10 protein-coding genes are annotated in these 13,534 nt (G+C 47.3%); 3 read left to right on the forward strand and 7 right to left on the reverse strand.

The window, feature by feature from the left end; all coding sequences use genetic code 11:
* Positions 1-2: 2 nt before the first annotated feature.
* From lepB to DXT99_RS16685, 5 genes are all read right to left on the reverse strand, one after another.
* Positions 3-1,103 (reverse strand): signal peptidase I, encoded by a 1,101-nt coding sequence (lepB, locus tag DXT99_RS16665; RefSeq protein WP_115566719.1) that lies wholly within the window; start codon positions 1,101-1,103, stop codon positions 3-5.
* Positions 1,104-1,228: 125 nt separating this feature from the next.
* Positions 1,229-2,368: an App1 family protein gene (locus DXT99_RS16670; protein ID WP_115566720.1), complete on the reverse strand. Its 1,140-nt coding sequence runs from the start codon at positions 2,366-2,368 to the stop codon at positions 1,229-1,231.
* A 37-nt stretch (positions 2,369-2,405) separates the two neighbouring features.
* Positions 2,406-3,239 carry a M48 family metalloprotease gene (locus DXT99_RS16675; protein ID WP_115566721.1) on the reverse strand — a complete coding sequence of 278 codons (834 nt, stop codon included), beginning with the start codon at positions 3,237-3,239 and terminating at the stop codon, positions 2,406-2,408.
* A 219-nt stretch (positions 3,240-3,458) separates the two neighbouring features.
* The gene (locus tag DXT99_RS16680) at positions 3,459-6,308 is read right to left on the reverse strand and encodes a M16 family metallopeptidase (protein ID WP_115566722.1); all 2,850 of its coding nucleotides are present in this window, start codon (positions 6,306-6,308) and stop codon (positions 3,459-3,461) included.
* An 83-nt stretch (positions 6,309-6,391) separates the two neighbouring features.
* Positions 6,392-6,796 carry a hypothetical protein gene (locus tag DXT99_RS16685; protein ID WP_115566723.1) on the reverse strand — a complete coding sequence of 135 codons (405 nt, stop codon included), beginning with the start codon at positions 6,794-6,796 and terminating at the stop codon, positions 6,392-6,394.
* 153 nt (positions 6,797-6,949) lie between these two features.
* On the opposite strand from DXT99_RS16685, the gene DXT99_RS16690 reads away from it, so the two are divergent.
* Positions 6,950-8,035 carry a DNA topoisomerase IB gene (locus tag DXT99_RS16690; protein WP_246000789.1) on the forward strand — a complete coding sequence of 362 codons (1,086 nt, stop codon included), beginning with the start codon at positions 6,950-6,952 and terminating at the stop codon, positions 8,033-8,035.
* A gap of 296 nt (positions 8,036-8,331) precedes the next feature.
* Here DXT99_RS16690 and DXT99_RS16695 read toward each other — a convergent pair whose 3' ends face one another.
* On the reverse strand, positions 8,332-9,882 hold the full coding sequence (locus tag DXT99_RS16695; RefSeq protein WP_181885153.1) for a hypothetical protein: 1,551 nt from the start codon (positions 9,880-9,882) through the stop codon (positions 8,332-8,334).
* Positions 9,883-10,034: 152 nt separating this feature from the next.
* Positions 10,035-11,681, reverse strand: coding sequence for a glucose-6-phosphate isomerase (gene pgi, locus DXT99_RS16700; RefSeq protein WP_115566725.1), 1,647 nt, complete (start codon positions 11,679-11,681; stop codon positions 10,035-10,037).
* 240 nt (positions 11,682-11,921) lie between these two features.
* Between pgi and DXT99_RS16705 the strand changes: the two genes are divergently transcribed.
* A complete protein-coding gene (locus DXT99_RS16705; protein ID WP_115566726.1) occupies positions 11,922-12,101 on the forward strand; it encodes a hypothetical protein in 180 nt (59 codons plus the stop codon).
* Between the two features lie 614 nt (positions 12,102-12,715).
* On the forward strand, positions 12,716-13,495 hold the full coding sequence (locus DXT99_RS16715; protein ID WP_115566728.1) for a beta-phosphoglucomutase family hydrolase: 780 nt from the start codon (positions 12,716-12,718) through the stop codon (positions 13,493-13,495).
* The last annotated feature ends 39 nt before the right edge of the window (positions 13,496-13,534 follow it).

Raw genomic sequence — 13,534 nt, forward strand, 5'->3', positions numbered from 1 at the left:
AATTAATTGATGGCACTGAACAGGCGGCTCCACCGGACTTTATCAAATAACCCATCACCCTCCGGATTCATCGACATCCAGACGAACACCGCCTTTCCCACCACATGATCTTCCGGTACAAAACCCCAATAGCGGGAATCGAGCGAGTTGTGGCGGTTGTCGCCCATCATGAAATAATAGTTTTGCCGAAAGGTATACTGGCTGATTTCTTTGCCATCAATATACAGTTTTCCATCCTGTAGCTTTGCATCTTCATGCTGCTCATACGTCAGAATGATTTGCTTGTACAAGGGAAGCGTTTCTGGTGTGATGGCAACTGTAGCTCCTTTTTCAGGGATGTATAAAGGACCAAAGTTATCTTTGTTCCAACTGTAAAGTGCGGGTTTATTCGGAAATACACCAGGTTCTGCTACTCCCGGAAGTTCCTGCTGTAGTGTCACCTTTTCTATGAAATCCAGCGAGGCCAGTTGCTTTGCTTTTTCAGGGCTTAAGAAAGCTATATATCCTTCCTGCGTCCGGTATACCTCTGTTATGTTACGTTCCCTGAAGAAACTATCGTTTAATATCCTTTTTGTTTCAAAAAGATAAGCGAATTGCCGCTCCCCGGAGTTTTCCAAGGCTTTGCCGTTGATGTAAACCTGTGTGTTACGAATAGCGATGGAGTCCCCGGCAACACCTACACAGCGCTTGATATAGTAAGTTTTTAAATCGGTAGGGCGAGCTTTCTCAGCAGGATAATTGAAGACAACAGCATCGTTATTTTTTACCTCTGAAAAGCCTGGCAGGCGGAAGGTTTCCAATTGAATAGCATCAGAATAGGAGGGAATATCGGTGCCCCAAATAGTCTGGTGTGTGAGCGGCACCTGCAGGGGTGTGCCGGGGGTGCGGGAGCCGTAATGCAGCTTACTCACAAAAAGATAATCCCCCACCAGCAGCGATTTCTCCATGGAGGAAGTTGGGATGGCATAGGCCTCAAAAGTAGCCCACCGGATGATGCTGGCAAAAACCACTGCAAACATAATGGCGTCACCCCACTCTCTTGCTACACTCTTTGTCGCAGACGCTGTAGTTGCAGACTTTTTCTTGCGGAAAGTTAGTTTCATAGATAAAGGATGTGGGTTTAACGATATATGATTTTTATATATAACAGCTTTTGCTCCTGCTAAAGTATATGCCGCTGAAGATAATTTATTTCTTCTCTGCTACGTACTTTCTGCATCGGGAAGGGCTATACATCGCCTTCTTCGTCTATCTCTACTTCCCGTTTCACCTCCTGCACCTGTTCTGTGAATATGAAGCCATTTTCAGCGGCGTGCTCAGCTGCGGCGGCAGTGTCTTTTACCAGTAACATCTCTACTTCACCACTCTGCTTTAGCTCGTCTACTATCGTTGTGACAATTTCGGTTCGGGTGGCAATTTTCACGTCCCGGATATAAATGGCCATAATGCGGCCCGGGTGGTTTTTAACTACCTCGCTGTAAATCTGAGCGTCCTGCTGTCCGCTGTCTCCAATCAGAATAAAGTTGAGCTTTGGATAGGTTACCAGTAGGTTTGCAATCTCTTTATACTTATGGCTCATGTGGTCTGAAGACAGGAACTTCTTTTCATCAATACCAAAATCCCGGAGCAGGAGCGGACCCTGCGGTATTTCATTCAGCTCTAGGAAGTGGTAAAGTAAATCGTAAGTGTTCCAGGGGCTGCTGGACACGTAGAAAAAGGGATTATTCCGTTTGCCGTTGCGGCCCAGCTGCAGCGAGCGGTAAAACTGCGAAACTCCATGAAATGGAATACGGGTGTGGGCATTGTTCAGCAGCACGTTTCGCCCTGTCTCCAGCAAGCTGGTTGCCCCGGTGCGGATGATTGTATCGTCAATGTCGGAGATGATGCCATACTCGGCGTCAGGGGGCGGCACCAGCACATAGGCGGGCTCGCTTATTTCTCCTTCAAATTCAACCGGTGCGTCAATCAGTTTGATGTCAATCTTATGCCAGATATCATCTAACTGCAGGGGCACCTTTGGTTCTATGTTCAGCACAAAATAACCTTCCATATCAGTGGTTATTTCGTAGTGCTGTTCCTCTTGTGTAAGCTGTACCCGCGCATTCGGAATCTCATCACTTTCAAACCGTCGGTACATGTTCAGAATATTCTCCCAGAGCGTATCGTTTTCTTCGGATCGGGTGATGCCTTTGTTCACCAGCACACGTCCCTTTACATAAAGCCTGGTGGGAGTGCCGTAGCTCCGGTACGTCACGATGTGCAGCGGGCGGTTTAAGCCCAGCCTGTTCTTAAGTTCGAAGGTGAGGTGATCTATTTTTTCTTCTGCCTTCAGTATGGTCTGGATCGCTTTTTTCTTTATGTTCTTCATGTTTTTTAAAATAAATGCCTGCAGGTCATGCAGGCATTTATAGTTTAAGGTTCAGTGCGTTTTTCAGTTTGTTGAAATCATTGTCAGGTGCAGAGCTTGTCTTACATCCTTTTTGCTCCGCCATCTGTTCAATGTTCTGGATGCGGTTGCCAGGGTTAGGGTGTGTACTCAGGAACTCTGGTATTCCCGCTTGCTGCTGTGCCTCCTGTTCTAACTTAACAAAGAAACCGGCTGCGCCATCACAGGCATAGTAATCTGTGCCTCCGAGGTATTCTACAGACATGTTATCGGCTTCCGTTTCAGCGTCACGTCCAAATTTAAGACCGGTTAGGTTGCCTGCCAGCTGGGCCGCTATCTGTTGCAGCGTCCCGGGGTCGTTACCCAGGGCTACAGAGAGCAGCAGCGATATGCCATAGTCGCGCTGCAGTTGTTTTATACTGTGTCGCCTATCAGCGTGGGCAATTTCGTGGGCGAGTACACCGGCAAAATGGTCTTCATCCTCTAAATATTGTATCAGTCCGGTGTAAACGTAAATATATCCCCCTGGTGTGGCAAAGGCATTGAGCGTTTCATCTTCCCTGATAATCTTTACCGTCCATGGAAACTCCTGTTGATACTTTACAGCTCCGGAAGTAAGGATGCGATTCACGATGCGATCAAGGTTCTGGTAAGCCTGGGCATTGCTGCTGTTGCGTTCTAAAAGCTTGCCCTGCGCACGGTAGGTGGAGTCTACTTCCTCCGATACCTGCTGGCCCAGATTTAAATCATCCTGTATCGAAAAAATGACACCGTCATTGTCTCCGCAACTGCTGAACAGGCACATGGTCAGGATAGCGAGAAGATAGAAAGGATTCGTTTTATTTTTAATCATAATTTTTAGGCGTGTTTTAGTGCAACGTTCCGCATGCCTTTGCTCTTATAGTTTTAGTCATTAATTTGTAGCTAAACGGTAATAGCAGAACGTGCTTCCTGCAATACGCCGGTTTACGCCTGAATGGTTACAACTGCGTTCCTGGCGCTGTAGCCTATGCTGTTCAAAAAAATAGCCCTTGCGATAACAAGGGCTATTTTTAAATGATGTAAGTGTGAATTATTTCACTGATGAACTTCCAATGGGGTTGCCATCCGCGTCCAGTTCAACAACCTCATACTGAAGGGCCTCTAACTTAGGCAGGACTGTTTTCTTGTCGCCCACCACTACAATGTGCATGTTGTTTACAGGCAGGTTCTTGGCTGCCAGTGCATCAATTTCACTTTTAGTGATGTTGTTCAGGATAGTTGTCTGCTTTTTAACAAAGTCCTTCTCCAGGTTATACTCTATAATGTTGCCCAGGAAACCTGCTTTCTGGTAAGGCGTTTCGTACTTCCGGGCATCAGACTGCCCGATAGAGCTCCTCATGAACTTGATTTCATCCTCGGAAATCCCTTCGTTTTTAAAGTTCGTCAGTTCCTTCATAAATTCGGTTACTGACTCAGCAGAAGCATCGGCACGCACACCGGCAGAGGCTGTGAAAGGACCGGCATACTGGCTGCCACCAAAGTAGGAGCGGGCACCGTAAGTATAGCCTTTATCTTCCCGCAGGTTCAGGTTAATACGGCTGTTGAAAGCACCTCCTAAAACGTAGTTCATCAAACCAGTTTTGTAATACTCACCCGTTGCGTCGAATGGCATGGCCAGGTAACCGATTCTGATTTCAGATTGCGCTGCATCCGGCTTGTCAACAAAGTAGATGCGGGTCTTTTCGATCTGAGGTGCTGTTTTATCAGCAGGAAGCTTTACGTCTTTCTTCTTCCAGTTCTTCAGGAAAGCGAGCTTTTTCATGATCTCTTTTTCAGAGATGTCACCCACTACCACCAGGTTAGATACAGTTGGAGAATAGTTCTTCTCGTAAAAGTTCTGCACGTCCTGCAGCGTAATATTTTCTACTGTCTCAGCTGTGCCTGACGTAGGTACGGCCATGATATTGCCTTCTCCATAAAGCAACTTGTTGTATACTTTGCTGGCAATAGCAGTCGGCTGTGTCGACTGGTTGGCAATGCCTTCCAGTTGCTGCTTCTTCAGGCGGTCAAAATCGTCCTGGTTGAATTTCGGCTTGAATAAGCGCTCCTGCAGCAGCACCAATGTCTTGTCCAGGTTCTTCTTCAGCGACTGTACTTGTATGTACGTTTCTTCTGTGCCTGAACCAATGCGGATAGAAGACCCCAACTTATCGAGCTCGTTGCTAAACTCCTCAGAAGTATACTTCTCTGTATCCTCGTTCATCATATCGGCAGTCAGGGAGCTGATGCCTGCTTTGCCCGGGTCTGTAGCTGATAAGCGGTGGCCGCCCTTAATCGTAAGTTGCAGCGTTACAGTTGGTATTTCATCTGACTTGCTACCGATTATTTCTAAGCCATTCTTAAGTTTGTTGGTATAGAAGTTCGGCACATTAATTACCGGGTTAGCACCAGCGGCAGGACGTACTTTACGGTCGAAAGTATCCACTGCTTTGGTGTACTGCAGGCCGCTATACTCATCCGCGCCAGGCGTATAGCCTTCTTCTGAAATAGTGTAGTTATTTTCTTTGGCTAGCAGATCGGTTTCACCCTTCGGCACTACACTCAGGATAACGCTGTTTTTGTCTTTGATGTACTGGTTGTACACCCGAATCACATCCTCCTTCGTTACCGACTGAATGCGCTTCAACTCTTCCTGAATATAGTTCGGGTTGTTGCGGAAGGTTTCATAATAAGCAAGCTGCGAAACTTTTCCACTCACGCTCGCCATGCGGTTGATAAGGCTTGATTCTGCAGACGCCTTAAAGCGCGTCATGTCCTCCTCATTGATGCCGCGCGTTTCAAACTCAGCCAAAGACTGGCGCACCAGTTTTTCTGTTTCTGCTAAACTAGTGTTAGGGTAGGCCATAACCGACACGCCAAACTCGCCCGCCAGTTCAGACGTCGAGTTGAAGGTAGAGGCATTCATTGCCTTCTGCTCCTTCACCAGGTTTTTATAAAAGATGGAGTTTTTACCCTGCCCCAGCACTTCTGCCAACACATCCAGCGCCGGCTCGTCCTTATGCCCGGCTTCTGGTGTCGGGAAAGTCATGCGCAGCATCGGGAACCGGATGTTATCTTCATAAGACACATAACGGTCCTGCGTTAAGTTAGGCATCACCGGCTTCATGTCTTCCACGGCAGGGCCTGCAGGTATAGAGCCGAAATATTTTTCTGCCAGCTTTACTACTTCTTCCGGCTTCACATCGCCTCCTACTGTTAAGGTAGCGTTGTTCGGGCCGTACCAGCGCAGGAAGAAATTTTTCAGATCATTCAGGTCTCCCCGGTTCAAATCTTCCAGGTAGCCGATGGTGGTCCAGGAGTAAGGGTGGCCGTAAGGGTAAAGGTTTTTAGACGTCATCTCGTACACCAGGCCGTACGGGCGGTTGTCGTAGTTCTGGCCACGCTCATTTTTAACCGTCTCGCGCTGCACCTCAAACTTTTGCTGCGTTACGGCATCCAGTAGAAAGCCCATGCGATCTGCCTCCAGCCACAGTGCAGTCTCCAACTGATTGCTCGGTACTGTCTCATAGTAGTTGGTGCGGTCGCGGTTGGTAGAGCCGTTCAGCGTTCCGCCAGACTCAGATACAATCTTAAAATGCTCCTCGTCAGCCACGTTGTCGGATCCCTGGAACATCATGTGCTCAAAGAAGTGTGCGAAACCAGACTTGCCTACTTCTTCGCGGGCGGAGCCAACGTGGTAAGTCACATCCACATGCACTACCGGATCAGAATGATCTTCGTGTACAATTAGTGTGAGGCCGTTCGCCAGTTTATACTTATTGTAGGGAATCACCAGTTCGTCGCCTTGCCTGGTCACCTTTTCTACGAGTTTTGTCTGAGCTTCAGCCGCACTTACCAGACTTGCTGTAAGTACCATACTCAAACCTATTTTCTGAATCATGTTTGCTTTGTTAAGAGTAGAGTTGAATTAACAAAACAAGATAGGCTTTGAGTTGCAAAATAGAAAATTATATAGACGAACGCCTACTTTGTCTCTCTTAACACCTGTTTTCCGAACATAACAGAAACAGCTAATGTGAGGAACGCGATAACCAGCATGGCGGTGGTCAGGAGAAAAGCCATGCCTGCTGTTTCCGTGGATAGGGTATTCTGAGGCTGCTGCATCATGCCTAGCAGACTCAGGAAGTATGTGGCTGATCGCCAGCCAAGAATCAGCGTTAACAGGCCGGCTTCTGTGGCACCTAAAATAAATCCCCAGCGTTTGCCCCTGTTCAGGAAATGGCCGGCGGTAAGACCTATAAGTCCGCCGGCTGCACCCGTAATCAGGGCGGTATTGGCTTGTTCACCAGCCAGGTCTACGGCCACAACACCGCAGGCAAGCATAAAAAAGCCGAAGAAGGCATAGAGGTAAGATATGTTTTTGTGCATGGTATCAGCAATACAAATGGTATGAGGTGCAACAAAGATAAGGCAGAAACTAAGACATGTTGTACCTGCAAAGCGAAAGCCGACGAAATTGCACAACTTTTGCCCGAAAGTAAAGTATGATGTGCAGGGGTGAGAGAGAAGAGGAAGCCTCATATGATGGCAAAGAAGAATGAATTTCACGAATTATACGCCGACCCTTCTAAATCTGCAGCATGGGCCGGTCTGCGTTATACCACAGATGAAAAACCTGGCTATACCCGCAAGGGCGCCGGAAAAGGATATTTTTTTCTGGATGAAAAAGGAGAGCGGATCACTGACGAGAAAATACTGGAGCGCCTGAAGGCGCTGGTTATCCCGCCGGCCTGGACAGATGTATGGATCTGCAAATCACCAAAAGGACACCTGCAGGTGACAGGGCGCGATGAAAAAGGGCGGAAGCAGTACATTTACCACCCGGACTGGCAGAAGGCCCGCAGCCTGACCAAGTTTGGCCGCATGATCGAATTTGGGGAGCAGTTGCCAAAGCTGCGGGAGCGTATTCAGAAGGACATCAAATCCCCTAAACTGAACCGGCGCAAAGTAACAGCACTAGTCCTTACGCTTATGGACAACGCGCTTATCCGTATTGGTAACCGCCATTACGCCAAGTCTAACAAATCCTATGGTCTCACCACACTGCGTGATAAGCATGTGAAGATTAACGGCAGCAATATGCGGTTTGCCTTCAGAGGTAAAAAAGGAGTGGAGCACGAGATAGAATTAGAGGACCGCACGATGGCACGGCTCGTAAAAAAATGCCGCGACATTCCGGGTTATGACCTGTTCCAGTATTATGATGAAAACGGGGATCGGCAGACGGTGGAATCAGGAGACGTAAACGAGTACCTGCGGGAAGCAACGGAGGAGGATTTTACAGCCAAGGACTTTCGTACCTGGGGTGGCACTGTGCGAATGGTCGAGTGCCTTGAAAATGTGTTGGAAGAAAAACCGGAACTGACTAAGGAAAAAAGTATCAAAGAAGCCGTGAAAGAAGTAGCCAGAGGATTGGGTAATACTCCCAGCGTCTGCAATAAATATTACATTCACCCGGAAGTTGTCAACCTGTTTCGCGAAGATAAGCTCCTGAAGTACCTGAAGCGGCATGATGCCGAAGAATCGGAAACAAAATATATCTCTGCTACCGAAGAGCTGGTCCTGAAAATGCTAAAACGCGTTGCAAAGGAGAAGAAAGCCAGTTGAAGTTAAAAAGTTAAAGGGTTAGAAAGTTATTTTTTAAAGCGGGATTTGCAGTTGATTTTGAGCTGTTCTTGTGGGGTAACTGCTCCCGCCGAATTCATAGAAATACCCCAATGATAACAGAGGCTCATAATCAAGGCAAGTATGAAGAGTACAATTCTGGCGATTTTTTCTAAGGCAGCAGTAGCTGCAGTAACCTCTGGCGGGCAAGAAATGTACAACCTCTAACTCTCTAACTCTCTAACTCTCTAACTCTCTAACTCTCTAACTCTCTAACTCTCTAACTCTCTAACTCAAAATCAATTTCCTTCCCTGTCATAGGCGTGTACCCGTACATCACGGGTGGTGCGGTCTTGCGCCTCGGAGCCGAAGTATATTTCGTTGCCGCGCTCGGTGTCGTAGATACGGGTCTTCTTTTTTAAGCCTGCTACTGAGGAGCTGTCTGCGATAATGTCTTCACCTAAGCCTCCGTATATTTTGAGCGGAATAGCGTTATTCACGTTTCCTTTTACTATAAAAATGTCATCGTCTGCCAGTCCGCGAAGTGTAATCTGATCTGTTTCTTTCCGGTAGAAGATGCGGTGGTAAAGCTGTTTGGGAGGGATTCGGTTGGAAGCAGGCCGCCTCACAGTAACTTCAGTCCGGCTGTTGTCGAGCCGACTTATTATGAAATGTTCCTTGTCATCAGAGCCTGGCACAGTTACTTCTTTTGCTAAAATGCTGTACATGCTGTTGGCAGCTTGTAGGAGCAGATCACGCCGGCTTTTCAGGTTGTGCTGAAGGCTTTCTCCGGTAAGGCTGTAAATAGGGACAGGAAGCTGGCGAACGGCCTTTTCTATCACCTCATCCGTTAGCGCCGCTTGCATGTCTTTGGCTATATGCTGCCACTCCTGCAGAGAAAGTTCATTCAGTAACCGTTCATCCATGAACGCAGCATTGATCATATAGGCCTTTACATCGCTGAAATCATCATCAAAAGAATGAAACTTGCGTACCAGCAGCTTGCTGGTGACAATAGCGGGAATCAAACCACCACCCATCTCCAGGAAAACCTGGTCACGGTCTTTCGGAATAGGTACATAATACGTTTCAACCCCTTTTTTTTGAACAGCCCATTCCCACTGCCCTTTATGGCGATCCCAGTCCCCCACGAGCAGGTCCAGAAGCCGGGCCCGCGCAAATTCTATCTGAGCAAAGTGGTGTGTGTTAGACTCGAAACGAAGGCGTAGCGCTTTTTCAGTTCCTACAAAATCCTCCGCCTTTGGAAAGTCAGCTGTAATATCAGGCGGCTTTTTATACTTCTCCTCCAGCATAAAAACCGTCCCCTGTACATCGGGTGCATATTCACCGAAGCTTGTATCTTGGCGGGGGACGTAGTACATCTCAGGATGGGAGTGGTGCACACCTACTGCCTCCGCCAGAACGGGTACTACAAGTGCCCCATAAGGGTTTGCTGAGGACATCTGGTCACGCAGCACATTGGCAACAAAGGTCCTGCGCCAGAATGGTGGCACTACTTCAACGGGATCTTTATCTACAGAACGAAAAGCCCACAGGCGTCCGGCACTGTCTTGTAATTCAAAGCTGGTTGTTTGAAACCCGCCGCCTTTATCAACTACCTGGAGTCCTCCTTTTATGGAGTCCAATTTAAAAACAGGAAGCTTTACCGGCGTAGCCCAAATTTCACGGTTGTGGTCGCCCCAAAAAAAGCGGTGAAAACCACTGCGGTCATAGTGGCGACCTGGTATTACCCACACACTATCAGGACCTGCCGGGGCTTTGCCTTCCAGTTCAGTTTCTGTTACCAGCGCATCTTCCTGGAAATAATCCTCGTTAGCGCAGCCACTCATACATACAATTAGTATGAATAGCAGGACCAGGTATTGCATCTTCTTCCGCAGAGGATGTGTTAAAGCACTGTTAAGGTTGGTTTGAAACATATAAGCGAGGTATGCCAGCTTTCGTAGCATACCTCGCTTATAACGTGTCACGGCAATACTTGTTAGCGGTTATTCCGGTAGTAATCAATCAATCCTGCTGTAGAGCTGTCGTGGCTGGCTTGCTTGTCCTGCAACAGCTCTCCTTCGATAGTGCCTGCCAGCTGCTTGCCTAGTTCAACACCCCACTGGTCGAAACTGTATACGTTCCAGATAACGCCCTGCACAAACGTCTTGTGCTCATACATCGCCACCAGGTTACCTAAAGTATAGGGTGAAAGTTGCTTAAACATGATTGAAGTGGAAGGCTTATTTCCTTCAAACACCTTGTGCGGCACCAGTTGCTCCAGTTCTTCGCTGCTCATGTTTTTCTTGCTTAGCTCTTCACGCACTTCTTCCTCTGTTTTACCTTTCATCAAAGCCTCTGTCTGAGCAAAGAAGTTAGAGAGCAGCAGCGCGTGGTGCTGGCCAAGTGGATTCTGGCTTATGGCAGGCGCAATAAAATCGGAAGGAATCAGCACTGTGCCCTGGTGAATGAGCTGGAAAAAGGAGTGCTGGCTGTTGGTGCCGGCAGCGCCCCAGACCACGGGCTGCGTCTCGTACGTAACAGTCTTGCCATTTCGGTCGGTGCTCTTACCGTTACTTTCCATCATCAGCTGCTGCAGGTAGTCAGGCAGCAGGCGCAGGTACTGGTCGTAAGGCAGCACGGCGTGTGTCTGGCAGCCGAAGAAGTTTGTATACCAGATACTTAGCAGGGCTAGTTGTGCGGGTATGTTCTGGCGCAGCGGTGCTTGGCGGAAGTGCTTGTCCATGGCTTCGGCGCCTTTCAGCAGTTCCTCAAACCTGTCGTAGCCTAAGGCGCAGGCAATGGAAAGGCCAATGGCAGACCATAAGGAGAAACGGCCGCCTACCCAATCCCAGAAACGGAAAATATTTTCAGAGGCAATACCAAATTCCACCACTGCCTCCACATTAGTAGACAAGGCCACAAAATGCTTTTTGACGTGCTCTTTATCTTCTGCCTTTTTCAGGAACCACTCACGGGCAGTGTTTGCGTTGGTGATAGTTTCTTTTGTGGTGAATGTTTTAGAAGCGATGATGAAAAGTGTCGTCTCCGGGTTTAGGTGGCGCAGTGTTTCGGCTGCATCCGTGCCATCTACATTCGAGATAAAGCTGATTTCTATGTTTTCCTTTTTGTAGCTCTTCAGGGCTTCACAAATCATCTGTGGGCCCAGGTCTGAACCGCCGATGCCAATGTTTACCACATGATTGATTGGCTTACCCGTATAACCTGTCCACTCTCCGCTGTGCAGCTTCTGGCAGAAAGTTTTCATTTGCTGCTGCACTTCACGCACCTCTGGCAGAATGTTCTCTCCGTCAACTTCTAAAGATTCGTCAGAGAAATTCCGCAGCGCAGTGTGCAACACGGCGCGGCCCTCTGTTGCATTGATTGGCTCACCCTGGAACATACTTTCTATAGCGGCAGGCAATTCCATTTCCTCCGCCAGTTCCGTTAATAAAGAGAGCGTTTCTTCCGTGATGCGGTTTTTTGAAAGGTCGAACAGCATGTCGTCCAGCTGCAGCGAAAATTTCTCAAAGCGTTGCGGTTCCTGCGCAAAGAGCTCCCGCAGGTGCTTTGGTGCTATCTCCTTGTAATGCTTTTCCAGTTTCTGCCAGGCCTTTGCCTGGGTGGGGGAATAGTTTTTCAGCATAATTTTTCTTTTTCAATGTTACTACAGATTGCCCTTCACTAGCCTGTTCTATTTCAGGAGATTGTGCCGGGTATTATAAGTTCTTGTCTGCAATGATAGGTTTATAAGAATAAAGAATCAAAATTCGGTATTTAAAATATTCAATGCATCTTCCCGATAGTGCTTTGTCAGTAGCATTATCAAAATAAAGCACGTCCCGTAGATATAAGGTATACAGGAAAAAGAGATAAAAGTATAAAGATGGAGGAAAATAAGAAGCATCGTGAGGGGAAGGGGAAAGCAAGCGTACAGAAGGAGGAGAAAGTGCCCACACAGCCTGAGACACCGGTTGGCAACATCACCAGTAGTGATGATACTGCAAGGCTTCCTGATCACACAGTTGATACTCCCCCGGATGAGCAGACCAAGGGGAATCCCTGATTTGCCCTCTTCGCCCTTTTCTTATACATTTTGCCTGCTATAAGTTACAATATTGGCGTGTGAGGCAAAATTCTTCGTCTCTACGCGATCAGAAGTATTCAATACATTTAAAATTCACAACCTGTATTGTTCTGCCTTGCTACTGCAAATCGTTTCTTTTGAAAGCTTTTGTTTTGACAGTAAAACGGTGCAACTATTTATGAACATTAAGCAAAGGGAAAGTGGTCTGGCTATTAATTGTTTAATGTCTATATCTCAAAAACATGTTGTAGGTCGCTTATTTTCTATGGAACAAAGCCACATTTAAATTAATATCTGCTTATATTTGGTTTGCACGCAAAGGAGGCACAACCCTCCATCTTCTTTACGACAAAGCAGCCGGAGTATAATCGGAAGAGATACCAGGTGCTTTAGTTGGAGGGATAGCAGAGCCTTTTCTTCTACCACCTCTGCGAGCAACCTAATAAAGGAATTGATGTAAAGCATCAAAACAAGGCTAAATCGCAAGCCTCCTGTTTGTATGATGTTCATCGTGCGCCACCTGGTGAGGCTAACTTACAAAGAGATTGTTTTACAAGGAGCGAAATTGATTGGAAAAGAAAAAATAGACAAATATGAGTAATCTGAGCAATCTTATAAAAGAAAAAAACATCAAGGCCCTTATCCTTGACATGGATGGTGTTGTTACAAACACGGCTGCTTTACATGCTGAAGCATGGAAGAAGCTGTGTGATTCTTATTTGAGGCAACGGGGCGAGCAGGATGGTAAAAATTATGAGCCATTCAACTTTATGGAGGATTACCGCACTTTTGTTGACGGCGTACCTCGCCTGGATGCGATGCGTAATTTCATGAAGTCACGCGGTGTTGATGTGCCTGAAGGAAATCCGGATGATGATGAGAACCAGAACACCATAGTGGGATTGGGAGAGCGTAAAGACCTGTATTTCCATGAACTGCTGAAGCAAAGCGGTGTTGTGGTTTTTGAAAATGCGGTGAAGTGGATAAAGGAACAACAGGAAAAGGGCATGAAAACAGCCATTGTCTCTGCCAGTAGAAACTGCCTGACCATTATCCGGCGTGCTAACCTGGAAAGGCTTTTTGAGGTGCGGGTTGACAAAGTAGTGGCCAATGAGCTAAAGCTAAAAAACAAACCTAATCCGGATATCTTTCTGGAGGCGGCGCGGAAGTTAGGAGTGCAGCCACAGGAGGCCGCTGTTTTCGAAGATGCCTTTGCCGGTATAGAAGGCGCTAAAGCAGGTGGCTTCGGATTGGTAGTGGCCGTGGACCATGGTTACAGAAAAGAATCGCTTGAGGAAAGTGGCGCTGACCTCGTTATCAAGGGCTTTGCCTCTGAGGTAAAAGTAGAAGACGAGACAGCTATCAATTCTTAGAAGATATTTCACTGCTTTCTGAGTAAAAAGAAAGCACTA

The sequence above is a fragment of the Pontibacter diazotrophicus genome, from assembly GCF_003367245.1.
In the GTDB taxonomy this organism is placed as follows: domain Bacteria; phylum Bacteroidota; class Bacteroidia; order Cytophagales; family Hymenobacteraceae; genus Pontibacter; species Pontibacter diazotrophicus.

Excerpts from the sequence above, each read along its gene's own strand:
- lepB (WP_115566719.1), bottom strand. The coding sequence starts at position 1,103 with ATGAAACTAACTTTCCGCAAGAAAAAGTCTGCAACTACAGCGTCTGCG.
- DXT99_RS16670 (WP_115566720.1), bottom strand. The coding sequence starts at position 2,368 with ATGAAGAACATAAAGAAAAAAGCGATCCAGACCATACTGAAGGCAGAA.
- DXT99_RS16675 (WP_115566721.1), bottom strand. The coding sequence starts at position 3,239 with ATGATTAAAAATAAAACGAATCCTTTCTATCTTCTCGCTATCCTGACC.
- DXT99_RS16680 (WP_115566722.1), bottom strand. The coding sequence starts at position 6,308 with ATGATTCAGAAAATAGGTTTGAGTATGGTACTTACAGCAAGTCTGGTA.
- DXT99_RS16685 (WP_115566723.1), bottom strand. The coding sequence starts at position 6,796 with ATGCACAAAAACATATCTTACCTCTATGCCTTCTTCGGCTTTTTTATG.
- DXT99_RS16690 (WP_246000789.1), top strand. The coding sequence starts at position 6,950 with ATGATGGCAAAGAAGAATGAATTTCACGAATTATACGCCGACCCTTCT.
- DXT99_RS16695 (WP_181885153.1), bottom strand. The coding sequence starts at position 9,882 with ATGAGTGGCTGCGCTAACGAGGATTATTTCCAGGAAGATGCGCTGGTA.
- pgi (WP_115566725.1), bottom strand. The coding sequence starts at position 11,681 with ATGCTGAAAAACTATTCCCCCACCCAGGCAAAGGCCTGGCAGAAACTG.
- DXT99_RS16705 (WP_115566726.1), top strand. The coding sequence starts at position 11,922 with ATGGAGGAAAATAAGAAGCATCGTGAGGGGAAGGGGAAAGCAAGCGTA.
- DXT99_RS16715 (WP_115566728.1), top strand. The coding sequence starts at position 12,716 with ATGAGTAATCTGAGCAATCTTATAAAAGAAAAAAACATCAAGGCCCTT.